Source organism: Gordonia sp. McavH-238-E (assembly GCF_022348225.1).
Lineage (GTDB): Bacteria > Actinomycetota > Actinomycetes > Mycobacteriales > Mycobacteriaceae > Gordonia > Gordonia terrae.
In genome coordinates, this window is sequence record NZ_JAKRFE010000003.1 from 255,810 (window position 1) to 280,680 (window position 24,871).

The following is a 24,871-nucleotide window of genomic DNA, read 5'->3' on the forward strand; positions in this document are numbered from 1 at the left end:
TGTGCCGTAGTTCACACCTGTCCGTCGGCGGCTGTCGGCCGCTCGCGCCCGGGCAGGACCCCGTCCTCTGAGGAGCACACGCGTAATGACCGAGACCGTGGAGTCCCAACCCGCCACTCTCACCGGCGGGGGCGACCAACCCCAGTTGCTCATCGGCGGCCGGTGGGTCGACCCCCATTCCACCGAGACCCTCGAGGTCCACTCCCCCGCCACCGGCGAACGCGTCGGTTCCGTACCGCTCGCCGACGCCACGGACGTCGACACCGCGGTTCGCACCGCACGCGCGGCCTTCGACTCCGGGGTCTGGAGTTCGACGCCGCCCGCACAGCGTGCCGACATCATCGCCAGGGTCGCCGACCTGATCGACGAGCGGGGAGACGAGATCACCGCGCTGGTCTCCGCCGAGATGGGCGCGCCGCCGAGCGCGATCAGCACCCTTCAGCAGCTCCCCGGCACCGGCGTGCTGCGCGCCTACGCGAACGCGGCCCGCGGCTACCAGTGGGAGGAGTACCGGACCGGACTGTTCGGGACGACCCGGATCACCCGCGAACCGGTCGGCGTGGTCGGCGCCATCTGCGCCTGGAACGTCCCGCTCTTCATCACCTGCAACAAGATGGGCGCCGCACTCGCCGCCGGATGTTCCGTGGTGCTCAAGCCCGCACCAGAGACCCCGATGACCGGCAACTACGTGGCCCAGTTGTTCATCGAGGCCGGTGTTCCGGCGGAAGCGATCTCGGTGGTCACCGGCGGTACCGAGACCGGACAGGCCCTCGTCGCGCATCCCGACGTGGACAAGATCACCTTCACCGGCTCGACCGCGGCCGGCAAGGCGATCGGCGCGGCCTGTGCGCAGACGCTCAAGCGGTGTTCGCTCGAGCTGGGCGGCAAGTCGGCCGCCATCGTCCTCGACGACGTCGATCTCGCCGCGAACGCCTTCATGCTGACCTTCCTCGGCCTGTTCAACACCGGGCAGGCGTGCGTCGCGCAGACGCGAATCCTGGTGCCGCGCAGCCGGCAGGACGAGATCGTCGCCGCGATGGTCGATGCCGCCAAGGCGATGAAGGTCGGCTTGCCGTCCGATCCCGAGGCCCAGCTCGGACCCCTGATCACCGAGAACCAGCGGAACAAGGTCGAAGAGTACGTCGAACTCGGCAAGAAGGCCGGTGCCACCGCGGTTCTCGAGAGCGAGCGTCCCGAGGGCCTCGACTCCGGCTACTTCCTCACCCCCACGATCTTCACCGGCGTCACCAATGACATGGCCATCGCGCAGGAGGAGATCTTCGGTCCCGTGCTGTCGGTCATCGCCTACGACGACGTCGACGAGGCCATCGCCATCGCCAACGACTCGAGCTACGGACTCGCCGGCACGGTGTGGACGAACGATGTCGAGCGCGGCATCGAGATCTCCACCAAGATCCGCACCGGCACCTTCGGGATCAATTGGTACGCCATCGATCCCGAGTCACCGTTCGGCGGCTACAAGAACTCCGGCATCGGCCGCGAGAACGGCCGCGAAGGCCTCGAGTCCTTCCTCGAACACAAGTCGACGATGCTGCCGATGGGATACGAGGTGTCCGAGAATTAGACCTCCCGAACTCTCACAGGGGGGAGCCGGGGCCGGACGACTTGTGCGTCCGGCCCCGGCTCTTTCCCGCTGGGTGAGGCCACTTCCCCGCTGGTTGAGCCGGCACCGAGCGGAGCGAGGCGCCGAGTCGAAACCACCCGGTGGCCCCGCTACGCCCGGTCGACGCTGCTCTCCCGGCCCACCAACTCGAGCACCTCTGCCGCACCGGTGTCGACCGGCGGCTGGTGGGTCACGACGACGACGATGCGGTCGGGTCCGAACAGGTCGCGCTCGATCCCGAGGAGTCGGCGCAGCAACCGGTCGGAATCCGCCTCGTCGAGATGCTCGGTCGGCTCGTCGAGCAGGACGACCGGCGCGGGGTGGAGAAGTGCGCGGGCGAGGAGCAACCGGCGCCGCTGCCCGCCGCTCATCGCATCGGCCCCACCGGCGAGGACGGTGTCGAGACCGTCGGGAAGCGTTGCAGCCCAGCGCTCGAGGCCGACGGCCACCAACGCGGAGCCGATCTCCTCGTCGGTGACATCCCCGCGGGCGACGCGCAGGTTCTCCCGGACCGTCGTCGAGAAGATGTGTGCCTCCTCGGCGAAATAGCAGGACGCCGAGCGTAACCCGACCGTCGATCGGTCGGCTTCGTCGACGGCGGCGACCTCACCCGCCACCGGCGGCAGCAGGCCCGCGAGGGTCAACAGCAGGGTCGACTTCCCCACCCCGCTCGGGCCGGTGACGACCAGGCGCGAGCCCGGGTGCAGGTCGAGGTCCACACCTGTTGCCGGACCGAGGATCTCTCGTCCCGGGTGCCCCCAGCGCACTTCCGTGGCGGCCAGGCGCACCGGGGAGCGGTGGATGTCGGCGTCGGTCACCTCGGCGACACCGTCGGCACGCGCCCCGTCGACGAGCGCCATCACCCGAGCGGCGCTCTGGCGGCTTCGTTCGATCTGTAGTCCGGCCTCGGTGAGCGGCGCGGTGGACTCGAACGCCGACAGCGGCAGCAGGACGAGCACACCGAGGATCATCGGCGTCAGCCCTTCCCCGGAGCTCACCCCGGCGAGGGAACCCGTGGTCCCCGAGGCCAACTCGATGGCGATCACACACGCTGCGAGGAGTGATGCCCCGAGCGCCAGCGGCGTCGCCGCTGCGGCGGACGCCTGCCACCGGATGCCGCGGTCGGTGGCGTCGAGGTGCCGGCGGTCGGCCGCGGCGGCCGCGGCCAGTGCACCCTGGCGTCGGCGTGCGACGACGAGCTCGGGCGCGTGCCACAGAGTTGTCGTGGCGGCCTCCGTCGCCTCGGACGCGGCGTGTGCGCCGTCCCGGATGGCCCGGGCACCACCGCGTGCGGCGAGCCAGGGTGCCACGGCGCCGCTGACGACCAGTGCGAGCGCGAGCACGACGGCGGCGGGCACCGACACCAGGGCCATCACCACCACCGCCGCAACCGATGTCGTCGCACCGACCCCGATCGGGATCAGGCCCCGGATGAGGGCGTTGCCGATCTCGTCGACGTCGTCCCCGGTCCGGTTGAGCAGCTCGCTGCGGCGCAGCGTGACCGAGTAGCCCGGTGACCCCGAGGCCAGCGCCGCGTACACCCGCTGACGCGCAGTGGCCATGGCCGCCAGGGCGAGGTCGTGGGTCGCCAGCCGTTCGAGGTAGCGGAACACCCCGCGCGAGATGCCCAGCGCCCGGACCGCGGTGATGGCCACCGACAGATACAGCACCGGCGGCATCTGCCAGGCGCGGGTGATCAGCCAGGCCGACAGCGCCGCGAGGAACAGCGCCGACAGTGCACCGCCGACGCCGAGAGCGAGCGCGGCCAGAGTGGGACGCCACCGCAGACCGAGGAACCCCAGGGCCCGGATCAACGGATCATCGCGCATGATCCACCTCCGCGGCCGCGCCGCCGGACGTCATGCTCGCGGCCGACAGGAAATCGACCGTCCGGTCCGCGTATTCGCGGGCGACGCCCCGGTGCGCGACCACGACCACCGTGTCTCCGGCACGAGCACGATCGCGGAGCGCGGCCAACACGTCGCGTTCGGACGCCTCGTCGAGATGGGCGGTCGGTTCGTCGAGGAGGAGCAGGGGTGCCGGTGAGGCGAGGACGCGGGTCAGCGCAAGGCGCTGCCGCTGTCCCGCGGACAGTCCGACGCCACCCGTTCCGAGCACCGTGTCGAGCCGCTCGGGCAACTCGACGATCAGGTCCGCGAAACCGGTTGCCGCAGACGCTGATTCGAAGGATTCGCGATCCAACGAACCGAACAGTTCCAGGTTCTCCGCGACCGTGCCCGGCACGACGACCGGCTGCTGGGGCAGCCAGGCGATCTGTTCGTGCAGGGCCGCCGGGTCGGCCTCGGCGACCGGGGTGGACCCGATCAGCACCGACCCCTCGTCAGGGGTGAGCAGACCCATCATCGCCGCCAGCACCGTCGACTTCCCCGACCCATTCGGCCCGGTGAACACGGTGAGCGAACCCGGTTCGATCGTCGCGCGAAGGCATTCCGGCGCCCACCCGTCGCGACCGTGGACCCCGACGTCGAGCACCGTGATCGGCTGCCCGGCAACGGTGACGCCCCGGCTCCCCGAGGCGGGCACCGCCTGGACCGACCCGACCGTCGCCGGCGCGATGAGTCCGAAGACCTGCTCGGCAGCGGTGAGGCCGTCCGCCGAGTTATGGAACTGCATCCCGACGCGACGCAGCGGCAGGTATGCCTCGGGCGCCAGGATCAGCGCGAAAACACCTGCGTAGAGGGACATCTCGCCATACACCAGGCGCAGTCCGATACTCACCGCCACCAGTGCGACGCAGAGCGTGGCGAGCAGTTCCAGCACGGCCCCCGACAGGAACGCGACACGCAGTGAACTCATCGTGCTGCGGCGGTGCGCCTCACCGAGTTCACCGACGCGCTGCGCCGGGGCGCCGGCCCGGTTCAGCGCCCGCAGCGTCGGCAACCCCGCGACGAGGTCGAGGAGCTGCGCACTCAGCCGGCTCATCGTCGCCAGCTTGCGCGTGGTGCGATCTCGCGTCATCAGTCCGACGAGAACCATGAACAGCGGGATCAGCGGCAGGGTGACGAGGATGATCAGCGCCGAGGGCCAGTCGGCGAATGCGATGACCACCGTGACGACCGGGGTCAGGATGGCCGCGGCGACGAGGGCCGGCAGGTAGCCCGACAGGTACGGCCCCAGCGCGTCCAGTCCGCGCAGGAGGACGGTGCTCGCGTGTTCGCGGATCGCGGTCAGCGAGCGCGGCGAGGTGCGGGACGGATCGGTGAGGACGTCGAGGGCCTCGGCCCGCAATTCGGCGATCGCCCGCGCGGCGGCGCGGTGCGCGTACCGGTCGTGCCCGTAGGCCATCGCCGCCCGCAGCGCCAGGGCTCCGGTGAGCACCATGAGATGAACCGCCTGCGCGGCGAACGACCGCGCTCCGGGCGACACGATCAGTTCGGACACGATGGAGGCCACCATCGCCGCCACCGCGATGATCGCGATCACCTCGCCAACCGCGAACGTGGCGGTGACCCCGATGTAGCGGCGGGTCGTCGGCGAATACCGCAGCAGCCGGGGATCGACCGGGGGCCCGGCGGTGCGACTCACTTGCTCGGGATTCGCAGCGACGGGAGTCCGGCCGGGTCCGGGATGTGCGCGACCGACAGCCGCTTGCGGAACACCCAGTAGGTCCAGGCCTGGTAGCCCATCACCACCGGGGTGATGAGCACAGCCGCCCACGTCATGATCGTGAGTGTGTAGTCGCTCGACGCCGTGTTCTCGATGGTGAGGTTCCACTCCGGATTCAGGGTGGACGGAATCGCATTCGGGAACAACACGGCGAACAGCGCGGCGACCGTGCCGGCGATCGCGATGCAGGTGAACAGGAAAGCGTAACCCTCCCGGCGGATCTGGGTGGCGATCACCATGCCCACCGCGGCGACGGCGGCGATGAGCACCGGAATCCACGTCCACGAGTTGCCATACGCGAACTGGGTCCACAGCAGGAACACGGCGGCCACGATCAGTGTCGGCCAGGCCAGCCGGGCGGCGTAGCGAGCGGAATCCTCCTGCAACACACCGGAGGTCTTCAGCGAGATGAACACCGCGCCGTGGGTGAGGAAGGCGAGCAGGGTGGTCGCACCGCCGAGGAGCGCGTACGGGTTGAGGAGGTTGAAGAACCCGCCGGTGTACTGGGCGTCGGCGTCGATCGGCAAACCGCGCACGATGTTGGCGAACGCCACACCCCACAGGATCGCCGGAATCCATGACCCCAGGCCGATTCCGATGTCGCACCACATACGCCAGCGGGGATTGTTGATCTTGCCCCGCCACTCGATCGCGCACACCCGCACGATGAGGCCGATGAGGATCAGGAACAGGGGTAGGTAGAACGCACTGAACATGGTTGCGTACCAACCGCCGAAGGCGGCGAACAGCGCCGCACCCGCGGTGATGAGCCAGACCTCGTTGCCGTCCCAGACCGGGCCGATGGTGTTGAGGAGCGCGCGGCGCCGTTTGTCGGGATCGGCCTCCGGATCGCCGGCGGCCACCTTGTCGTCGCCACCGGTGTGACTCGATCCGAGGATCGGCATCAGCATTCCGACGCCGAAATCGAAGCCCTCCAGTACGAAATACCCGACGAACAGGAACGCGATGACCAGGAACCAGATTTCTTCGAGACTCATGATCACGCTCCTCTAGTAGGCGAACGAGAGCTGTTTGGGCTCATCGGAATCGGATTCGTCGTCGTCGGTGTGGCCTGGTGGTCGCGAATCGTGCGCGGCCGGGCCCTCGATGACGTAGCGCCGCTGCAACATGAACCACACGACGCCGAGTGCACCGTAGAGCAGCGTGAACCCGATCAGGGTGACCAACACCGTGCTCGCCGAATGGTTGGAGACGCCGTTCTGCACCAGCATGCTGATCCGGAGCGGATCGAGATCGTCCTCCCAGTTGGGTGCGACCACCCACGGCTGACGCCCCATCTCGGTGAAGATCCAGCCGGAACTGTTCGCCAGGAACGGCGTCGGGATCATCAGCAGGGCGATGAAGCCGAAGCGTCTGGATTCGACCACCCGCTTGCGGCGGGTGAACCACAGACCGCCCAGGGCCACGACCACCGAACCGAGGGCCCAGGTGATCATCGCCCGGAAACCCCAGTAGGTCACGAAGAGGTTCGGTGCGAAGTTCTGGTTGGCCGGGACATTCGGCTGGCCTGCGAAGGCCTCGGTGTACTGCTCCTGCAATTCCTCGACACCCTGCAGGGTCGAGTCGAAGTCGTGGTTCGCGAGGAACGACAGCATCTTCGGTATCTCGATGACGTGTTCGATGTTGTCGCAGTTGTTCTGGCGCCCGATCGACAGGACCGAGAAGCCCGGGCCCGTCTCGGTCTCACACAGCGACTCGGCCGAGGCCATCTTCATCGGCTGCTGCTTGAACATGATCTGCGCCTGGAGGTCCCCGGTGATGAACAGGGCGACGCCGGAGACGAGGGTCACCCACAGCGCGAGTCTCGTCACCGGCCGCCAGAGGTCGCGGGCGTCCTTCTCGAGGGCTTCGGGCGTCGCGTCGACGTGGCTCGGGGACGTGCTCTCCGGGATCACGCCGGTGTCGCCGGTGTCGGCGGCCTCGCGGATCTTCTTGGCCCGCCAGGAGTTCCGCGCCATCCACCAGATGCCGATCGCCGCGACGAACGTGCCCGCGGTGAGGAAGGCACCGGCGATGACGTGCGGGAAGGCCGCGAGGGTCGTGTTGTTGGTGAGCACCGCGACGAAGTCGTTCATGGCGGGCCGACCGCGTTCGTCATCCCACACGACGCCGACCGGGTGCTGCATCCACGAGTTCGCGGCGATGATGAAGTACGCCGAGGCGTTGACGCCGATGGCCGCCAGCCAGATACACGCCAGGTGCACCCGGCGCGGCAAGCGGTCCCAGCCGAAGATCCAGAGCCCGATGAAGGTCGATTCCAGGAAGAACGCGACCAGGCCCTCCAGGGCAAGCGGTGCGCCGAAGACATCGGCGACGAACCGGCTGTACTCGCTCCAGTTCATGCCGAACTGGAACTCCTGGACGATGCCGGTCGCGACACCGAGCGCGAAGTTGATCAGGAAGAGCTTTCCGAAGAACTTGGTGGCGCGCAGCCACTGCTCGTTGCCGGTGACATGCCACACCGTCTGCATCACCGCGATCATCGGCGCGAGGCCGATGGTCAGGGGCACCAGGATGAAGTGGTAGACGGTCGTGATCCCGAATTGCCATCTGGAGACGTCCAGAGCGTCCATATCGCCTCGAATCGAGTTGCCGGCCCCCGGGCTGCGGGGGCAGATCGAAACCTGCCAGAACCTACTACTACAGGTAGTAGTAAGTCGTAGGCGCGACGTTACGCCTGGTCACCGGCCTTAACAAGCGCCAAAGGTCCCGCTGACCAGCTCGAAGCGGTGTCTTCCCTCTCACCCGCTCGGGCCTGTGCTCCAGGCCGCGGATCTCAGGTGTCGGTGACCGGGATCAATTGTCGTCCACGGAGATGGCGCGATCGACCAGATCGGTGAATTTCGCGGAGTCCGACGGAACCGGCATCACATACCGGTTGAGATGGGTGACCCGGGCCGCGAGGGTGACACTGCTGACAAGCCAGACCGAATCGGCCGCCACCAGGTCCTCGGGCCGCAGGAGGTCGGTCTTGGTCGTCCAACCCTCCCGCTCCGCCACGTCGAAAACCGCACTCACGGTCGTCGATTCGAGGATTCCGATCTCGGTGGGCGGCGTCACCAGGGTGTCGCCGTAGACCGCGACGACCGTGGACCGGGGACCCTCGAGGACCGCGCCCTCGCTGCTGACGAAGATCACGTCGTCGTAGCCCTCGGCGGCCGCGTGACGCAGCGCCGCCATGTTCGTGGCGTAGCTGAGGGTCTTGGCCCCGAGCAGTTGCCACGGCGCCGAGCCGGCGAGGTCGATCGAGAAGCCGCGGTCCAGGGTGACCACCCGCACCCCCTCCGCGCGCGCGGCCGCCACCCGGTCGGGCACCGCGTCGACGGTGACATAGGCGGTCGGCGCCGAACCGTGTTCGCGCCCCCGGGTGTACACGAGCCGGAGCAGTGCCTCGCCCGCCGATCCGTGCTTCTCGACCCACGCCTGCGTCGCGGCCTCGATCACCCCGCGCCACTCGTCGAGATCGGGTGTCCCGAGCTCCATCGCAGCTGCGCTACGCGCGAGGCGCTCGAGGTGCAGCCGGACGCATCGCGGCCGTCCGGCGCGGACGAGCAGGGTCTCGAAGATGCCGTCGCCGCGAACGGCCGCCAGATCGTCGGCATGGAGGAAGGGAGCGTCGGCATCGTGCTGCGTACCGTCGAGCGAGACAAGGATCGAATCGGCCATGGATAGAAGGCTGCCATGCGTCCCGGCCGTTCGCCGAATCGACCCGTAGAATCGACGCGTGAGCCGTTCACCCATCCTGACCAGGCATTCCGAGGGCGGGGCGGTGCCCGGCCCCGGCGACCTCCACTCCGCTGACACCGCATGGCACTACGGCGATCCACTCGGTGAGCAACGTGCCGCCGCCGGCGTGATCATCGTCGACCGGTCCGACCGTGCCGTGATCGAGATCGCCGGCGACGAACGTCTGACCTGGCTGCACACGATCACCAGTCAGCACATCGCCGCCCTCCCCGACCGGTCGAGCGCCGAGAACCTCTCCCTCGACGCCAACGGCCGTGTGGAAGAGCACTTCGTCCTCACCGACATCGACGGTGTCACCTGGCTCGACACCGAGGGTTCCCGTGGCGAACCGCTGCTCGGTTTCCTGAGCAAGATGGTCTTCTGGGCCAAGGCCGAACCGGCCGCCCGCCCCGACATGAAGGTCGTGACGCTCGTCGGCCCGGGGGCCCTCAGCGGACCCGTCGCCGACCTCCTGGAGATCGGTGCCGACACCGTCGTCTACCAGGCCGGCGGACTGCCCGAGTCACACCACGAGGACGAGCCGCTCGGCTTCTGGCGGCGCATGCCCTCACTCGGCGAGCACCGGGACCTGCCGGTCGTCGACCTCATCGTGCCCGAATACGTGCTGAACCGATGGTGGGACACCCTGACCGAGGCCGGCGCGCGGATGGCCGGCAGTTGGGCATTCGACGCCCTGCGCGTGGCGGCCCGCCGTCCCCGGTTGGGCGCCGACACCGACGAGCGCACCATCCCACATGAGGTCGACTGGATCGGCGGGCCCGACGAGCTCGGCGCGGTCCACCTCGACAAGGGGTGCTACCGGGGCCAGGAGACCGTCGCCCGGGTCCACAACCTCGGCAAGTCGCCCCGCCGGCTGGTGCTGCTGCACCTCGACGGCAGCAGCGACCAGCGCCCGGCGCCCGGCGACCCGGTTAGTGCCGGCGGCCGCACCGTCGGCCGGCTGGGCACCGTCGTCGACCACCACGAGTGGGGCCCCATCGCCCTTGCGCTCGTGAAACGCAACGTCGGCGCCGACGTCGAGCTGACCGTGGGCGCCGAGTCCGCCGTGAGCGCCCGGATCGATCCCGACTCGATCCTCGAGGACGACCGGGTCCAGGCCGGACGCGCCGCCGTGGAACGCCTGCGCAGCGGCTCGACAGCCCTCGGACGTAACAGTTGAGCACGGGTGTGGTGCTGGCGGTGTGCACCGCCGGCGAAGACGTGATCCTCGAAGGCATCGGCCGCTCCGCCATCGACAAGCGTCCGCGACAGGGACGCCTCGCCGTCGACGAGCTCGGCCTCGTCGACGATCACGTGGGCAACAAGCGGCACCACGGCGGTGTCGATCAGGCCGTGTACGCCTACGCCGACGACGAGGCGCGCCGGTGGGCCGAAGAGCTCGGACGTGAGCTTCCTTACGGATGGTTCGGCGAGAACCTGCGCATCGACGGGATGGCGGTCACCGACGCGCTGGTCGGCGAACGGTGGGAGGTGGGCGCCGACGGGTTGATCCTCGAGGTGACCATCCCCCGTGTCCCCTGTAAGACCTTCGCGGTCTGGGCGGGCGAGCCGCGATGGATGAAGCGATTTCTGGACCAGGCCGATTTCGGCACCTACCTGCGCGTTGTCCAGAACGGCAGCGTGGCGCAGGGCGATCAGATCACCGTCGTCCATCGTCCCGACCACGGGGTGCGCTCTCGCGATCTGCTTGCCGGCGGCGACATCGGGGCGATCCGATCCCTGCTCGCCCGAGACGATCTGCCCGCCAAGGTCCGGCGCGAGGCGACCAAGATGGTGAACAAGTCGGAAAGACGCGTCGGCGCGGCAACCCAGGGTGGACAACACAAATCCTAGAGGCGCGCTAGACTGGTCCGCACGACAGAATTACTTCAAGAGAACGGGGCCGCCAATCGTTTGGCCGCCCCGTCATTGTGCGAGGGGGTCCCATATGGGCCGCGGCCGGGCAAAGGCAAAGCAGACGAAGGTTGCACGTCAGCTGAAGTACTCCACTCCGAACACCGATTTGGAAAGCTTGCAGCGCGAGCTTTCCGGGCAGGGCGATCCGGTTGTAGATCGACCGGATCCGGTGGACGACTGGGTGGACGAAGAGGAGTGGCGACGCGCTTGACGCGCACACTCCTGAGGCGTTGATCTCTCGACGCCTGGGATCACCCCACACACTCTCCGCATGAGCGGACCCGCGGTGACGCGGGCCCATGATTTTGTACGCACCACCCGTTTCACATGGGTGGTGCGTGCTCGTGCGCCGGTACGGGGGTGATCTCGTCATCGACAGACGCCGACGCCCGCCGAGGGAATCCCCTCCGGCGGGCGTCGGTTGTCTGTCTGAGTCGGCCACGACTGTCCTTGCGACAGTGCGAGTTCGGGCGGGCGCTAGAAGCGCGGGTGCTCCCCGAGGAGGCTGACACGTGAGTCGTTGTCGGACCGGTCGCTCGCTCGTTTGACCGTACCCAGGACCCAGTTGTCGACATGCCGCGCGGTCAGCACGGCCTGCGCCCGATCGGTGTCCTCGGGCGCCACGACCGCGACCATGCCGACGCCCATGTTGAAGGTGCGTTCCATCTCGAGCTGCTCCACCCGCCCGCGCTGCCCGATCAGGGTGAAGATCGGCGCGGGCGTCCAGGTGTTCCGCTCGAGTTCCGCGACGAGTCCGTTCGGGATCACCCGAGCCAGGTTCTCGGCGAGACCACCGCCGGTGATGTGCGCGAATGTGCGGACATCGGCCTCGGCGATCAGTGCCAGGCAGTCCCGGGCGTAGATCCGGGTCGGCTCGAGCAACTCCTCGCCGAGGGTGCGACCGAACTCCTCGACGTGGCCGAACAGATCCATGTGGCCCCACTCGAGCAGCACCTTGCGGGCGAGCGAGTACCCGTTGGAGTGCAATCCCGACGATCCCATGCCGATGACGACGTCACCGGCACGCACACGGTCGGGGGTGAGGACGTTGTCGGCCTCGACGACGCCCACCGCGGTGGCCGACATGTCGTAGTGGTTGTCCTGCATCAGGCCGGGGTGCTCGGCGGTCTCGCCGCCCAGGAGCGCGCAACCAGCCTCGACACATCCGTCGGCGATACCGGCGACGATCTGGGCCACCGTCTCGGGGACCACCTTGCCCACGGCGATGTAGTCCTGCAGGAACAGTGGTTCGGCGCCACAGACGACCAGGTCGTCGACGCACATGGCGACGAGATCGCGACCGACGGTGTCGTGCTTGTCGATCGCCTGTGCCACGGCCAGTTTGGTGCCGACGCCGTCGCTGGCGGCGGCCAGGACCGGCTCCCGGTAGTTGCCCTTCAGTGCGAACAGACCGGAGAAGCCACCGATCCCGCCGAGAACCTCCGGACGCGACGCACGCTTGGCATGGGGCGCAATGAGTTCCACAGCCCGCTCACCGGCGTCGATGTCGACTCCGGCCGCCGCATACGAGGCCGGTGTCGCGCTCCCGGCCGTCTCGTCGGCAGCAGCATCCCGCTCCGTCATCTCCGCAGCACTCCCGTTCCAAGAATCTCGGTCGAACGTTGTTTCCGGCGTGTTCGCCGACGGGTCATACGGTACCGGAGGGCAGATGGCGGGGAATCAGGGCCGCATGACCGCGCTGACGTTGTCGTTCGGCTTGGTCAGGGGGTCCACCGTCCGGTCGCCGGCGGCGCTGGCCAGCATCTGTTCGAGGACGGCCTTGCCCATCGACGTCTCCTTGGGCAGCTCGATCGGGTACTTGCCGTCGAAGCAGGCCGCACACAGGGCCGACGCGGCCTGACCGGTCGAGTTGATCATCTCGTCGATGCTGATGTACCCGAGCGAGTCGGCGCCGATGGCCTGCCGGACACCCTCGACCATGCCGGCCTCGGACTCCATGCCGTTGGCGATGAGCTCCGCGGGCGACGCGAAGTCGATACCGTAGAAACACGGCCACCGGACCGGGCTCGACGCGATGCGAACATGCACCTCGGCGGCCCCGGCCTCCCGCAGCATCCGGATGAGCGCGCGCTGGGTGTTGCCCCGCACGATGGAGTCGTCGACGACGACAAGCTTCTTGCCGCGGATGACCTCGCGCAACGGGTTGAGCTTGAGGCGGATGCCGAGTTGGCGGATCGTCTGCGACGGCTGGATGAAGGTCCGGCCGACGTAGGCGTTCTTCATCAGTCCCTGGCCATAGGGGATGCCCGATTCCTGGGCGAAACCGACGGCCGCCGGCACGCCGGACTCCGGTACCGGGATCACCAGGTCACCCTCGGCGGGGTGCTCCTTGGCGAGGCGTCGACCGATCTCCACGCGGGTCGAGTGGACCGAGCGCCCGTGGATCACCGAGTCCGGGCGGGCGAGATAGACGTATTCGAAGACGCAGCCGCTGGGTGTGGGCTCGGCGAAGCGGGAGCTGCGGACCCCGTCGGCGTCGATCGCCAGCAGCTCACCCGGCTCGATGTCCCGGACGAACGACGCACCGACGATGTCGAGGGCGGCGGTCTCCGACGCGACGACCCAGCCGCGATCGAGACGGCCGAGCGACAGCGGACGCACCCCGTGCGGGTCGCGGGCGGCGTAGAGCGTGTGCTCGTCCATGAAGGTCAGGCAGAAGGCGCCCTTGAGCGTCGGCAGCAGTTCCATGGCAGCCTGCTCGATGGAGCTGTCGGCGGCGCCGTGCGCGAGCAGCGCCCCCACGACATCGGAGTCCGACGTGGCCGCCGAGCTCTTGATCCCCTGCTCACGCGCACGAGCCGCGAGGTCCGCGGTGTTGACCAGATTGCCGTTGTGGCCCAGCGCGACGCCGGTGCCGGCGTCGGTGGTGCGGAAGATCGGCTGGGAATTCTCCCAGGTGGTCGACCCGGTCGTGGAGTACCGGCAGTGGCCGATCGCCACGTGGCCGCTCATCGCACCGAGGGTCTGCTCGTCGAAGACCTGGCTGACCAGTCCGAGGTCCTTGAAGACCACCACCTGACTGCCGTCGCCGACCGCGATACCGGCGGCCTCCTGGCCGCGATGCTGCAGGGCGTAGAGCCCGTAATAGCTCAGTTTGGCGACGTCCTCACCGGGCGCCCAGACCCCGAATACACCGCATTCCTCACGCGGTTCGTTCTCGGGTTCGTCCAGCGGAGCCGGGTTGACCGCGCCCGCGCCGCGAGCGGAGCACCCGCCCGCCGGCGTCGTGGGAGCGAGCAGGTTCATGTTGGCGATCGAATGATCAGGCATCGACTAGCTCCCTGGGGCTGCGGATCGGTCAGTCGAGTGGGCTGGGAGACATCACGGAGTTTACGGGTCCGTCGGCTCCCGATGCGAATCTTGCAGCAGTGTGGACCGGCGGGTCATTCCTCGACACCGGCGTCGAGTGACGGATCACACTCCGGCTCACCGGTCGCCCGACGCTCCGATCGGGACCAGTGGGAGCAGGTCGGCGACCAGGCCGGCGCGGTGTCCGGAGGCGTCGATGTCGCCCGCGGCGAGCGCGTCGTCGTAGGACAGGACGCCCGCGACGAGCAGCAGCCAGGTCCGCGGCGACATCTCGACGACGTTCGGCGGCGTCCCGCGGGTGTGGCGGGGACCCTCGATGCACTGCACCGCGACGAACGGGGGCACCCGGACCTCGACCGAGTTCCCGGGCGCCAGTTGTTCGAGCGTCCGGGCCGACTGTCGGACGGCGTCGGCGAGGGCGGCTCGTCCCGGCGGCGGCGCGGTCGGGTCGACGAGCCAGTCCGAGACGGCCAGCACTGCGGCTCGGACCTCTGCTGGATCCACTCTCCTGCGTGGCGGCACCCGGCCATTCTCCCAACAGGGTTCGGGGCGGCCCGGATCGGGCAGTATTGACCGCATGGGAGCCGAGGTGTCCAAGCAGCAGTTCACCGGCGAGGACCGGGTTCGTTTCCGGCGTCAGGTGGGGCGCGGGACGGAAGCGATCGCCCGGATGCTCGCCGACGGGTTGTTCACCGACCAGGGGCGTCCGCCGAAGCCGCTGCTCGGCATGGAGGTCGAGCTGAACCTCGTCGACGAGGACATGCGACCGGCGATGGCCAACGCCGCCGTCCTCGAGGCGATCGCCGATCCCGACTACCAGACCGAACTCGGTCAGTTCAACATCGAGATCAACGTCTCGCCGCGACCGTTCACCACCGACGACACGATCTCACTCGAACAGGCGCTCCGCACGTCGCTCAACCGGGCTGAACAGCGGGCCGCGCAGACCTCGAGCCACCTCGTGATGATCGGCATGCTCCCGACGCTGAGGTCCGAACACTTCGCCCATCACTGGATCTCGGCGAACCCACGGTACGACCTGCTGAACGAGCAGATCTTCGCCGCGCGGGGCGAGGACCTCGAGATCGACATCACCGGCGTACCGCTGACCGACGCCCACCACACCGAACATCTGCGCACCTCGACCGACTCGATCCTGCCCGAGGCCGCCTGCACATCCCTCCAGCTGCACCTCCGGGTGGCGCCGGAAGACTTTGCCGCGCATTGGAATGCGGCCCAGGCCATCGCCGGTGTGCAGGTCGCACTGGCCGGCAACTCGCCGTTCCTCGCCGAGACCGCGCTGTGGCACGAGAGCCGCATCCCGGTCTTCGAGCAGGCCACCGACACCCGGCCGCTGGAGCTGAAGAACCAAGGCGTGCGGCCTCGAGTGTGGTTCGGGGAGCGATGGATCAACACGATCTTCGACCTCTTCGAGGAGAACACCCGCTACTTCCCCGCCCTCCTCCCGGTCTCCACCGACACCGATCCGCTCGCCGAACTCGACGACGGACGCATCCCGACCCTCGACGAGCTGCGCCTGCACAACGGGACCGTGTACCGCTGGAACCGGCCGGTCTACGACATCCACGAGGGCCAGGCCCACCTCCGCGTCGAGAACCGCGTGCTGCCCGCCGGCCCGACGGTCGTCGACACGATGGCCAATGCCGCCTTCTACTACGGTGTCGTCCGCGGTCTCGTCGAGTCCGACCGCCCGCTGTGGTCGCGGATGTCGTTCAATGCCGCCGCCGAGAACCTGCAGTCCGGCGCACGCGCCGGGATGGAGTCCCAGTTGTACTGGCCCGACGTCGGCTGGGTCCGGCCCGACGAACTCGTTCTCCGCCGGCTCCTCGTGCTCGCCGAGGACGGACTGCGCCGGTTCGGGGTCTCCGACAAGGCCCGCAAGCGCTACCTCTCGGTCATCGAGGGCCGCTGCATCTCTCGTCAGACCGGGTCGGTCTGGCAACGCCAGGCCGTGGCGGCCCGCGAACGCGCGGGCGAGAGCCGGGCGCAGGCCTTGCAGGGAATGCTGCGCGACTACGTGACCCAGATGCACGAGGGCGAGCCGGTACACACCTGGGAGGTCTGAGACCCGGCCGTCGACCCGTGGCGACGGAGCTGCTTTAATGGAAACAATTCCCATTAAGGAGGCTCCGTTGAAGGTCCGTGCATCCATCCGTTCGTTGAAGAACCAGCCCGGCTCGCAGGTGGTCAAGCGCAAGGGACGCATCTACGTGATCAACAAGGGCAACCCCAGATTCAAGGCGCGCCAGGGTTGATGGCCGGCGCGGAGGGCGACGTTCCGCCGCGGGGACTTCCGCCCAGTCCGCGCGAGAAGGTTGTCACACCGGTCCCCGCGCATCAGCATGCTCGGCATGACCATCCCCGAACGCTACGCCGACCCCGAAGCCACCCTCGACGTGGTCAGCGAGGTCCTCGGCGTTCAGCTGGCGCACCGTTCGGTCCGTCGGTTCCTGCCGGATCCCGTCGATGATGCCCGGCTCCACGCCATCGTCGCGGCGGCACAGTCGGCCCCGACATCGTCGAACCTGCAGGCGTGGAGCGTGATCGCGGTGCGAGATCCGGATCGCAAGCGCCGGTTGTCGATGCTGGCCAGCAACCAGGGGTTCATCGACGACGCGCCGCTGTTCCTGGTCTGGGTCGCCGATCTCGGCCGTGCCCGGCGCCTCGCTACGCGCCGGGCAGTGCCGCTCGATGCGACCGACTATCTGGAATCCACGATCATCGGGTTCGTCGACACCGCACTCGCCGCCCAGAACGCGGTCGTCGCCGCCGAATCATTGGGCCTCGGCACGGTGTTCGTCGGCGCAATCCGTAATCACCCCCTAGAGGTGGCCGACGAGCTGAGATTGCCCGACCATGCGATCGCAACCTTCGGGTTGGCGATCGGCCGACCCGACCCCACCGAGCCTGCGGGCGTCAAACCCCGCCTCCCCCAAGCCGCCGTTCTCCACCGCGAGACCTACGACGCCGCGGCCGCGGACTCGCACGTCGATGCCTACGACGGGACACTGACCGGATACAACAGCCGGCATGGCCTCGACGGCGACTGGAGCACAAGGGTTCTCGCCCGGCTCGCCGGCGCAGAGTCGTTGCACGGTCGGGAGAACCTACGTGCCCAATTAGAAGCGCGCGGGCTGCCGTCGTGGTGACGACGCCCCGTTGACTGCAACGACGATGTTCGTTGTTCCGCTAGGTTATATCTGTTGCCACCGACAAGCTCCCTTCACCATCACAAGAGGCCATACAGATTGCTGGACAGCGCTTTTCGCAACCAGATGCGCCGAGATCGTGTACACTCGAACGTACATTCGCAGCAACGGCTCCCGGGGGAGGTGACCGTCATGGCCGACACGACACACGTCGACGACGATTCGGCGGCGCCGCAACCGCGTGCCGTCGAGCTGGTGGCCGAGCTGCATGCGATTCTCGACAAATTGCAGACTGTGGACCTGTCGCCGTGTACCGATGCCGAGTTGACTGACTTGGCAGCCGATACCGAACGTGCCATCGCACGGTTGACCGTCGCGGGTGACCGGCAGATCGATCAAGTCGAAGCCCGCGACCTCCCCCGCAAGACCGGCTGCCGCACGCTCATGCAGTTCATGACCCACCGGCTGCGAGTCTCCAACCCAATGCGCCGCCGCAAGCAGATGGACGCCACCGCCACCCGCACCAGCCTCGGCGGTGACATCTTGGAGCCCGAACACCCTTGCCTGGCTGAGGCATTCGCGCGAGGCGCCGTCGGCACCGCACACGTCCAAGCCGCCCTCGACGTCCTCGACCGCATCCCGAACGCTGTCGACCACGACGTGAAAGTCGCTGCGGAACGTCAGATGGCCGAGATCGCCGCCGACCACACACCCGCCGACATCACCCAATTGGGCGCGCGCTTGTTGGCCCATCTCGACCCGGACGGCACCCTGTCCGACGACACCGACCAGAAACGGCGCCGCGGCGTGTGGATCGGGCGGCAACGCGCCGACGGCACCGCCACCATCTCCGGCACCCTCAGTCCTGAACTGAATGCCCGACTGACGATGATGTTCGCCGTCTGGGGCAAACCCGGACTCAACAACCCCGACGACCCCGCCTCGCCGTCCGGACCGGCCGGCACCGCCGACCCCGACGCCCTCGCGCTCGCCGCCGATCGTGACGGCCGCACCCTCGCCCAGACGAATCACGATGCGCTCGACGCCGCCCTGGCTGCGGGTTTCGCCGACGGCACGCTCGGAACCTCGCACCGCGGCCTGCCCGTGCAATTGATCATCAAAGCCGACCTCAATGATCTGATCCGTGAAGCCGGGCTCGCCACCACCGCCACCGGCACCCTGCTGCCCATCCCCGACCTGATCGCGATGGCCGGCGACATGCAACCGTGGCTCGCGATCTTCAAAGACGCCACCGCCGTGCCGCTGTACTTCGGTAGGGGGAAACGTCTGGCCACCCGCGAACAACGCCTCGTCTCCTTCGCCCGCCCCGACGGGGAAGTGTGCTCGGCGCCCGGGTGCGATCAACCCGCCACCCACGTCGAACTCCACCACGCCCAGAAAGACTGGGCCAAAGGTGGTCTCACCGACATCGACGACCTCGCACCCGCCTGCCCCCGACACAACCGAATGGTCGGCGACCAGCCCGGGCAGTACGCCACCCGCATCGAACGGTCCGGACCCGACGAAGGCCGCTGCCTCTGGCGGCTCAACACCGAACCCGGCGCGCCACCCAACCCCGAACACATCAACCGCCGGCCCGACATACCCCGGCGGTTCACCACCCACCTGAACACAGTGCGCAACGAGATCCACGGACCACCAACCCGGTCCGGCGATCAACCACGCCCAGACCTGTCGCGCGCCGACGCCGTCGGTCATGGCGACAGCGGTCGGCGTCTCGAACTCGCCTACCGCGAATTGGTCCACCCGCGAACAATGCCGGAAGATCTCATCACCCGACCCCTTACTCCAGTCGAAGCAGAACTCGCACGCATACTCACCGACCACGTGTGATCGCAGCGCAACTCGACCGACTTTGCGCCGACGGCGAGTGGACGGCGCGATACGCCGTAACCAATGCGGCCCATCTGTGCGGGCCGCCCACGATGGTGCAGGCGGAAATCAAGGCCATCGACACCTCGCACAAGTTCGGATCACCCCGACCACCGTCGTCGAGAGCGACTACTTCCGAGCGAACAGCCCCCGGCCCGTCACGAGCGGGAGATCGAGTGCGGTGACCAGGCCTGGCTTCGCATCGACAACGGCTGCAACGGAATTGACCAGGCGCATCGCGGTGACGATCATGCCGGACACGTTGTGGTCACCGTTCTCGCCGTGATGCCCGAACTCGACGGCCATCTCGGGTTCGCCGGAGATCTCGATGCGGTAGCACCCGTCCCCCGTGGTCGGAGACGGCCAGTCCGGGCACTGATCGGGGTGGGTGCGTGTGTAGTGTTCCAGCACAACGCGATCCACGCCGTCGACCTGGCCGACGACCTCGAAGCGCACCGCGGCCATCGTCCCCTTGGGGATCTCGACGGACACCGTGGAGTAGTCGCGATCGGCCTCCACCCGGTCGACACGTTCGACGAGCGGCTCGTCGAGCACGAGGTCGAGGCCGGCGGCGATCTGTCGAACGACACTCCCCCACCCCATCGACAGGATGCCCGGCGCGAAGATCAGCGGTGTCGTGTCCAGGGGCTGCCCGAAGCCGAACAGATCCCGCATGACGACCGGCTGGTAGTAGGTCGAGTAGTCGGCGATCTCTTGACAGCGCACCTCGTCGATGCGCTGCGACAGGCTCGTCATCGCCAGCGGCAGCACGTCGTTGGCGAATCCCGGGTCGATGCCGTTGACGTGGAGGCTCGCCCCGCCCGACTCGCCCGCGGCCGCGATCCGGCCCAGAAGCGAATCCGGCAGAATCCCCTGCGGGAACTGCAGCACCACCGGGCCGCTCGACACCACGTTGATCCCGTTCTCCACGAAGAAGATCAGATCTTCGATCGACTCCATGACGCGATCGTCGGTCATCGCCGTGTGCACGATGCAGTCGGGTTTCAGGGCGATCAACGCATCACGGTCGTCGGTCGCGGCGACGCCCAGCTCACGGTCGAGACCGGCCAGCTCACCGGCGTCCTTGCCGACCTTGGCGGGGTCGGACACCCACACCCCCACGAGTTCGAGGTCGGGCCGGGCGTCGATCCCGGCGATGGCATGTCGTCCGACGGTTCCGGTCGACCACTCGACCACGCGCAATGTCATGCGAACCAAACTAGAACACGTTCCACTTCGGCGCGTCGATTCGGTGAGATGCATCGCTAAGGTCGGAGCTGTGACTGCCATGTCGCCCCCAGATCCCGCGGCCGCCCCGATCGCCATCGACCACGACGGTCATCGGACGATGCTCAAGTGGCACCGTGGCCGACGCCGCGCCGACGATCCGGCGTTCACCGCGACCCGCATCGTCGAGGGCATGCGTCTCGGCGCGAGCATCGAGATCGACCTCGTGATCCACGCCGAGCGCGGCTTCGCCGTCCTGCACGACCGCACCGTCGACCACGCCACCACCGGCACCGGCGCGGTGTCGGCACTCCCCGCGTCGTACCTGCGCGACCTGCACCTGCTGGACAACACCGGCCGACCCATCGAGGATCGCGTGCTCCTGCTCGAGGATCTGACCGAGCTCTTCGACGGCGTCGACATCGCGCCCACCGCGTCGCTCCAGCTCGACTTCAAGGAAGACGACGCCGCTCTCGACCCGGCGGCCGTGGCGGTGTTCGCCCGCAGCGTTGCGCCGCACGCGAGGCACTACATCCTGTCGTGCGGCGACGCCGCGGCGGTCGAGACGCTGACCTCGGCCGCGCCGGGCATCCGGATCGGTTACGACCCTTGCCATCACGGTGCCGCCGAGGCCGCGATCCGATCCAGGGACTTCGACGGCTTCGTCGACCGCGCGGTGGCGGCATCACCGGATGCCGAGATGGTCTACCTGGAGAACCGGTTGATCCTGGCGGCCGATCGTCGCGGCCACGATCTGATCGGCGCTTTTCACGAGAACCGTCGTCTGGTCGACGGGTACACGGTCACGCGGGTCGGGCCACGTGTCGCCCCGGACATCAGACGGTTGCTGGACTTGCGAATCGATCAGATCACGACCGACGATCCCGAGGCCCTGGCGACGCTCGATCTCGACGGCCCCGTTCGCGATCCCGGCTCCCGGCTGATCCATTGGTTCCGCTGGGCGGGAGGACATTCAGACGTGGAGTGACCAGAACGGTTCGACCGGGATGTTCCGGATCACGAACCAGACCAGGACGACCACGAGCACGACGACTCCGGAGTACCTGAGGTGCTGCCAGCTGCGAACCCGGCGACCGGTCCACAGCCGCACGCAGTACGCGCCGAAGGCGACGAGCAGCAACCCCATCGCGAGCACCCCGACCGCGTTGTAATGCAGGGCGGCCGGGACATCAGCGTGGAGCAGCGAATAGATCGCCCGGAGCGATCCACAACCCGGGCACGTCACCCCGAAGATGAGCTTGGTCGGACACACCGGAAGGGCGCCGCCCGGTGTCGTCGGATCGCCGAACCACACTGCCGCACAGACCAACCCGGTACCGGCGACAACGGTCGCCGGCCCGAGGTACCGATGGTTCGAGAGAGCCGACACCCGTCCGAGGACGGCTCTCTCGAAGCGATCAGTACGTGGACGTGGACGCGGAGGCGCCGAGGAGGATGACGAAGAGGACGACATAGACGATGATGACCAGAACCCAGATGATGACCGACGAGATCGCGCTCCACATCGCCCACTTCTTGGCCTCGTCGGCAGCCTTCTGCGCACCGGCGTAATCGCCGGCCGCCCACAGCTTGCTGACCGACGTGGACTTCACGATCGACACGATCCCGAGCGGCAGGCAGCACAGCACCGTCGACAGGATCGCCCAGACGAGGTTGTTGTCCGGCTCCGGACCGGCCGGATTCCCACCGGGGAACCCGCCGTACGGCTGCTGTCCGTAACCACCCGCGCCGTAGTTCGGCGGCTGGTTCGGATCATAGGGGTAGCTCATCTGCGCCCTTTCGACTCGGTCAGAGAACTCAAGGAGCGTAACCGACCGCCACCGGCCGCGACACGTCTGCAAACGATATTGATTCCATTGACGTACAACGGAATCCTCGCAGGCTACAACGTTGCGAGATGCAACTAGACGGCGTCGCCGAACATCCTCGGAAGGGTGCCTTCGTGGACCTCGCGGAGTTCGGCGAGAGGCACCGAGAAGTAGTCCTGGACCTCGACCGCGTCGCTGCCCTGATCGACCACGCCGATCCGCGTCCACGGCAGCGTGCGTGCGTCGAGCATCGCGGTGAACCGTGACTCCTCGGTACGCGGCACCGCGACGAGCACCCGGCCGGCCGATTCGGAGAACAACCAGACGAACGGGTCGGCGTCTTCGGGCAGCAGGATCCGGCAGCCGGTCTCACCGGCCAGGGCCGCCTCGACGACGGTCTGGATCAGCCCACCCTCGCTGAGATCGTGTGCCGCGGAGATCAGTCCGTCACGCGACGACGCGGTCAGGATCTCGGCGAGCAGTCGTTCCCGCTCGAGGTCGACCTGCGGCGGAACGCCACCGAGATGATCGTGGCTGACCTGCGCCCAGATCGAGCCGTCGAACTCGTCCCGCGTCTCACCCAGGAGGATGAGCGTCTCGCCCGGTTCGGTGCCGATCCCGGTCGGGATGCGTCGGTGCACGTCGTCGATCACGCCGAGCACACCGACCACCGGGGTCGGGAGGATGGCCGTCGCCCCGGTCTGGTTGTAGAAGCTCACGTTGCCGCCGGTGACCGGGATCCCGAGCTGTGCACAGCCGTCGGCGAGTCCGCGGACCGCCTGCTGGAACTGCCACATCACCGCGGGGTCCTCCGGCGAGCCGAAGTTGAGGCAGTTGGTGACGGCCTTCGGCGTCGCACCGGAGACGGCGACGTTGCGGTAGGCCTCGGCGAGCGCGAGCTGCGCCCCGCGGTACGGATCGAGGAAGGTGTAACGGCCCGAGGCGTCGGTCGCCAGCGCGATCCCGCGCCCGGACTCCTCGTCGATCCGGATCATCCCCGAGTCGGCGTGTTCGGCGAGAACGGTGTTGCCGCGGACGTACCGGTCGTACTGGTCGGTGATGAACTTGCGGCTGCACAGCGCGGGTGAGGCGAGCATGGTCAGCAGCGTCTCGCGCAGCTGATCCGGTGTGCTCGGACGCTGCAGCGGTTCGGTGGTCGACGCGATGACGGTGTCCTGCCAGTCGGGTCGGGCGACCGGGCGCTCGTAGACCGGACCGTCGTGGGCGACGGTGCGCGGCGGCACGTCGACGACGGTCTCACCGCGCCAGGTGATGACCAGCTGATCACCGTCGGTGACCTCGCCGATGACGGTCGCGAGCACGTCCCACTTGCGGCAGACCTCGAGGAACTTCTCGACGTTCTCCGGCGTCACCACCGCACACATACGTTCCTGCGACTCGCTGGAGAGCACCTCCGCCGGGGTCATGCCCTCGGCGCGCATCGGCACCTTCTCCAGGTCGATGTGCATGCCACCGTCGCCGGCCGCAGCCAGTTCGCTGGTCGCACAGGACAATCCGGCACCACCGAGATCCTGGATGCCCACCACGAGACCGGCGTGGTAGAGCTCGAGACAGCACTCGATGAGCACCTTCTCGGTGAACGGGTCGCCGACCTGCACGCTCGGCAGCTTCTTGCGGTTGGGCCGAGATCCCGCTGCACCACTGGACCCGCTCGCTTCGCTCCCGGCGTCCGCGTCGTCGAAGGTCTCCGACGCCAGCACCGACACACCACCGATGCCGTCGAGGCCGGTACGCGCGCCGAACAGGATGATCTTGTTGCCCGCGCCCGAGGCGAAGGCCAGGTGCAGGTCCTCGGTGCGCAGCACACCGGCACACAGCGCGTTGACGAGCGGGTTGCCCGCGTAGCTGGCGTCGAAGACGGTCTCGCCGCCGACGTTCGGCAGGCCGAGCGAGTTGCCGTAACCGCCCACGCCGCGCACCACGCCGTCGACGACGCGGCGGGTGTCCGGGGCGTCGGCCGGGCCGAAGCGCAGCTGATCCATGACCGCGATGGGACGCGCACCCATCGCCATGATGTCGCGCACGATTCCGCCGACGCCGGTCGCGGCGCCCTGGTACGGCTCGACGTAGCTCGGGTGGTTGTGCGATTCGACCTTGAAGGTCACCGCCCAGCCGTCACCGATGTCGACGACACCGGCGTTCTCGCCGATACCGGCCAGCATGCTCGCACGCATCTCGTCGGTGGTGGTCTCGCCGAAGTAGCGCAGGTGCACCTTCGACGACTTGTAGCTGCAGTGTTCGGACCACATCACCGAATACATGGCGAGTTCCGCGTCGGTGGGCCGGCGGCCCAGGATCTCGCGGATGCGCGCGTACTCGTCGTCCTTGAGACCGAGTTCGCGGAAGGGTTGCGGATGATCCGGGGTCTGGGCAGCGGCTGAGACGGTATCCACCTGGGCACTCACTCTGATCAGTCTAGGCGGACGCGGGCGGTTCCGGCCGCCGGGGCGGTCCGGGTGCGGACCTGGGAGATCTGCACCCGGCGC

21 protein-coding genes are annotated in these 24,871 nt (G+C 68.2%); 9 read left to right on the forward strand and 12 right to left on the reverse strand.

Going from position 1 to position 24,871, the window contains the following annotated elements:
* Positions 1-85: 85 nt before the first annotated feature.
* Positions 86-1,585 (forward strand): aldehyde dehydrogenase, encoded by a 1,500-nt coding sequence (locus tag MHN80_RS05455; RefSeq protein WP_004020915.1) that lies wholly within the window; start codon positions 86-88, stop codon positions 1,583-1,585.
* 149 nt (positions 1,586-1,734) lie between these two features.
* Here MHN80_RS05455 and cydC read toward each other — a convergent pair whose 3' ends face one another.
* The 5 genes from cydC to MHN80_RS05480 all read right to left on the reverse strand — a co-directional run bounded on the left by cydC (position 1,735) and on the right by MHN80_RS05480 (position 8,938).
* Positions 1,735-3,453 (reverse strand): thiol reductant ABC exporter subunit CydC, encoded by a 1,719-nt coding sequence (gene cydC / locus MHN80_RS05460; protein ID WP_239400051.1) that lies wholly within the window; start codon positions 3,451-3,453, stop codon positions 1,735-1,737.
* The gene (cydD, locus tag MHN80_RS05465; protein WP_239400053.1) at positions 3,443-5,170 is read right to left on the reverse strand and encodes a thiol reductant ABC exporter subunit CydD; all 1,728 of its coding nucleotides are present in this window, start codon (positions 5,168-5,170) and stop codon (positions 3,443-3,445) included. The genes cydC and cydD overlap by 11 nt, the downstream gene beginning before the upstream one ends.
* Positions 5,167-6,249 carry a cytochrome d ubiquinol oxidase subunit II gene (gene cydB / locus MHN80_RS05470; protein ID WP_239400055.1) on the reverse strand — a complete coding sequence of 361 codons (1,083 nt, stop codon included), beginning with the start codon at positions 6,247-6,249 and terminating at the stop codon, positions 5,167-5,169. The genes cydD and cydB overlap by 4 nt, the downstream gene beginning before the upstream one ends.
* A gap of 12 nt (positions 6,250-6,261) precedes the next feature.
* Entirely contained in the window at positions 6,262-7,845 is a 1,584-nt protein-coding gene (locus MHN80_RS05475; RefSeq protein ID WP_239400057.1) for a cytochrome ubiquinol oxidase subunit I, read from the reverse strand.
* 223 nt (positions 7,846-8,068) lie between these two features.
* Positions 8,069-8,938 (reverse strand): aminodeoxychorismate lyase, encoded by an 870-nt coding sequence (locus tag MHN80_RS05480; protein ID WP_239400059.1) that lies wholly within the window; start codon positions 8,936-8,938, stop codon positions 8,069-8,071.
* A 58-nt stretch (positions 8,939-8,996) separates the two neighbouring features.
* Here MHN80_RS05480 and MHN80_RS05485 point away from each other — a divergent pair, with 58 nt between their 5' ends.
* The 3 genes from MHN80_RS05485 (at position 8,997) to MHN80_RS05495 (ending at position 11,126) form a co-directional block, all read left to right on the forward strand.
* On the forward strand, positions 8,997-10,178 hold the full coding sequence (locus MHN80_RS05485) for a folate-binding protein YgfZ (protein WP_239400061.1): 1,182 nt from the start codon (positions 8,997-8,999) through the stop codon (positions 10,176-10,178).
* Positions 10,175-10,852 (forward strand): MOSC domain-containing protein, encoded by a 678-nt coding sequence (locus MHN80_RS05490; RefSeq protein ID WP_239400063.1) that lies wholly within the window; start codon positions 10,175-10,177, stop codon positions 10,850-10,852. Before MHN80_RS05485 ends, MHN80_RS05490 begins: the two co-directional genes overlap by 4 nt.
* Before the next feature lie 94 nt (positions 10,853-10,946).
* Positions 10,947-11,126 carry a DUF3073 domain-containing protein gene (locus MHN80_RS05495; protein ID WP_004020923.1) on the forward strand — a complete coding sequence of 60 codons (180 nt, stop codon included), beginning with the start codon at positions 10,947-10,949 and terminating at the stop codon, positions 11,124-11,126.
* A 266-nt stretch (positions 11,127-11,392) separates the two neighbouring features.
* Here the strand turns inward: MHN80_RS05495 and purM are convergent, their stop codons facing one another.
* The 3 genes from purM to MHN80_RS05510 form a co-directional block, all read right to left on the reverse strand.
* A complete protein-coding gene (gene purM / locus MHN80_RS05500; RefSeq protein ID WP_064569499.1) occupies positions 11,393-12,499 on the reverse strand; it encodes a phosphoribosylformylglycinamidine cyclo-ligase in 1,107 nt (368 codons plus the stop codon).
* 96 nt (positions 12,500-12,595) lie between these two features.
* Positions 12,596-14,206: an amidophosphoribosyltransferase gene (gene purF / locus MHN80_RS05505; RefSeq protein ID WP_004020925.1), complete on the reverse strand. Its 1,611-nt coding sequence runs from the start codon at positions 14,204-14,206 to the stop codon at positions 12,596-12,598.
* Positions 14,207-14,362: 156 nt separating this feature from the next.
* Positions 14,363-14,767, reverse strand: a complete 405-nt coding sequence (locus MHN80_RS05510) for a sterol carrier family protein (RefSeq protein ID WP_051987072.1) — start codon at positions 14,765-14,767, stop codon at positions 14,363-14,365.
* A 55-nt stretch (positions 14,768-14,822) separates the two neighbouring features.
* On the opposite strand from MHN80_RS05510, the gene MHN80_RS05515 reads away from it, so the two are divergent.
* From MHN80_RS05515 to MHN80_RS05530, 4 genes are all read left to right on the forward strand, one after another.
* Positions 14,823-16,331: a hypothetical protein gene (locus MHN80_RS05515; protein ID WP_004020927.1), complete on the forward strand. Its 1,509-nt coding sequence runs from the start codon at positions 14,823-14,825 to the stop codon at positions 16,329-16,331.
* Between the two features lie 67 nt (positions 16,332-16,398).
* A complete protein-coding gene (ykgO, locus tag MHN80_RS05520; RefSeq protein ID WP_033205406.1) occupies positions 16,399-16,521 on the forward strand; it encodes a type B 50S ribosomal protein L36 in 123 nt (40 codons plus the stop codon).
* A 96-nt stretch (positions 16,522-16,617) separates the two neighbouring features.
* Entirely contained in the window at positions 16,618-17,415 is a 798-nt protein-coding gene (locus tag MHN80_RS05525; RefSeq protein ID WP_239400065.1) for an NADPH-dependent oxidoreductase, read from the forward strand.
* 192 nt (positions 17,416-17,607) lie between these two features.
* Positions 17,608-19,269 carry an HNH endonuclease signature motif containing protein gene (locus tag MHN80_RS05530; protein WP_239400067.1) on the forward strand — a complete coding sequence of 554 codons (1,662 nt, stop codon included), beginning with the start codon at positions 17,608-17,610 and terminating at the stop codon, positions 19,267-19,269.
* Positions 19,270-19,437: 168 nt separating this feature from the next.
* Here MHN80_RS05530 and MHN80_RS05535 read toward each other — a convergent pair whose 3' ends face one another.
* Positions 19,438-20,517: a diacylglycerol kinase gene (locus MHN80_RS05535; protein ID WP_239400069.1), complete on the reverse strand. Its 1,080-nt coding sequence runs from the start codon at positions 20,515-20,517 to the stop codon at positions 19,438-19,440.
* Between the two features lie 79 nt (positions 20,518-20,596).
* Here MHN80_RS05535 and MHN80_RS05540 point away from each other — a divergent pair, with 79 nt between their 5' ends.
* Complete coding sequence (locus MHN80_RS05540; RefSeq protein WP_239400338.1) at positions 20,597-21,523, forward strand: glycerophosphodiester phosphodiesterase family protein; 927 nt, start codon at positions 20,597-20,599, stop codon at positions 21,521-21,523.
* Here the strand turns inward: MHN80_RS05540 and MHN80_RS05545 are convergent.
* The 3 genes from MHN80_RS05545 to purL all read right to left on the reverse strand — a co-directional run bounded on the left by MHN80_RS05545 (position 21,509) and on the right by purL (position 24,790).
* The gene (locus MHN80_RS05545) at positions 21,509-21,925 is read right to left on the reverse strand and encodes a DUF2752 domain-containing protein (RefSeq protein WP_239400071.1); all 417 of its coding nucleotides are present in this window, start codon (positions 21,923-21,925) and stop codon (positions 21,509-21,511) included. The two genes, MHN80_RS05540 and MHN80_RS05545, sit on opposite strands and share 15 nt — an antisense overlap.
* Positions 21,926-21,953: 28 nt before the next feature.
* Positions 21,954-22,325, reverse strand: coding sequence for a CD225/dispanin family protein (locus MHN80_RS05550; RefSeq protein ID WP_239400073.1), 372 nt, complete (start codon positions 22,323-22,325; stop codon positions 21,954-21,956).
* Positions 22,326-22,459: 134 nt separating this feature from the next.
* Positions 22,460-24,790, reverse strand: coding sequence for a phosphoribosylformylglycinamidine synthase subunit PurL (gene purL, locus MHN80_RS05555; protein ID WP_239400075.1), 2,331 nt, complete (start codon positions 24,788-24,790; stop codon positions 22,460-22,462).
* Positions 24,791-24,871 lie beyond the last annotated feature (81 nt).

What these genes read in the sequence shown, in the direction of transcription:
- MHN80_RS05540 (WP_239400338.1), top strand. Translation starts at nt 20,597, where the DNA reads ATGTCGCCCCCAGATCCCGCGGCCGCCCCGATCGCCATCGACCACGAC.
- purF (WP_004020925.1), bottom strand. Translation starts at nt 14,206, where the DNA reads ATGCCTGATCATTCGATCGCCAACATGAACCTGCTCGCTCCCACGACG.
- MHN80_RS05495 (WP_004020923.1), top strand. Translation starts at nt 10,947, where the DNA reads ATGGGCCGCGGCCGGGCAAAGGCAAAGCAGACGAAGGTTGCACGTCAG.
- MHN80_RS05455 (WP_004020915.1), top strand. Translation starts at nt 86, where the DNA reads ATGACCGAGACCGTGGAGTCCCAACCCGCCACTCTCACCGGCGGGGGC.
- MHN80_RS05550 (WP_239400073.1), bottom strand. Translation starts at nt 22,325, where the DNA reads ATGAGCTACCCCTATGATCCGAACCAGCCGCCGAACTACGGCGCGGGT.
- MHN80_RS05535 (WP_239400069.1), bottom strand. Translation starts at nt 20,517, where the DNA reads ATGACATTGCGCGTGGTCGAGTGGTCGACCGGAACCGTCGGACGACAT.
- cydC (WP_239400051.1), bottom strand. Translation starts at nt 3,453, where the DNA reads ATGCGCGATGATCCGTTGATCCGGGCCCTGGGGTTCCTCGGTCTGCGG.
- purM (WP_064569499.1), bottom strand. Translation starts at nt 12,499, where the DNA reads ATGACGGAGCGGGATGCTGCTGCCGACGAGACGGCCGGGAGCGCGACA.
- MHN80_RS05525 (WP_239400065.1), top strand. Translation starts at nt 16,618, where the DNA reads ATGACCATCCCCGAACGCTACGCCGACCCCGAAGCCACCCTCGACGTG.
- cydB (WP_239400055.1), bottom strand. Translation starts at nt 6,249, where the DNA reads ATGAGTCTCGAAGAAATCTGGTTCCTGGTCATCGCGTTCCTGTTCGTC.
- MHN80_RS05475 (WP_239400057.1), bottom strand. Translation starts at nt 7,845, where the DNA reads ATGGACGCTCTGGACGTCTCCAGATGGCAATTCGGGATCACGACCGTC.
- MHN80_RS05480 (WP_239400059.1), bottom strand. Translation starts at nt 8,938, where the DNA reads ATGGCCGATTCGATCCTTGTCTCGCTCGACGGTACGCAGCACGATGCC.
- MHN80_RS05530 (WP_239400067.1), top strand. Translation starts at nt 17,608, where the DNA reads ATGGCCGACACGACACACGTCGACGACGATTCGGCGGCGCCGCAACCG.
- MHN80_RS05515 (WP_004020927.1), top strand. Translation starts at nt 14,823, where the DNA reads ATGGGAGCCGAGGTGTCCAAGCAGCAGTTCACCGGCGAGGACCGGGTT.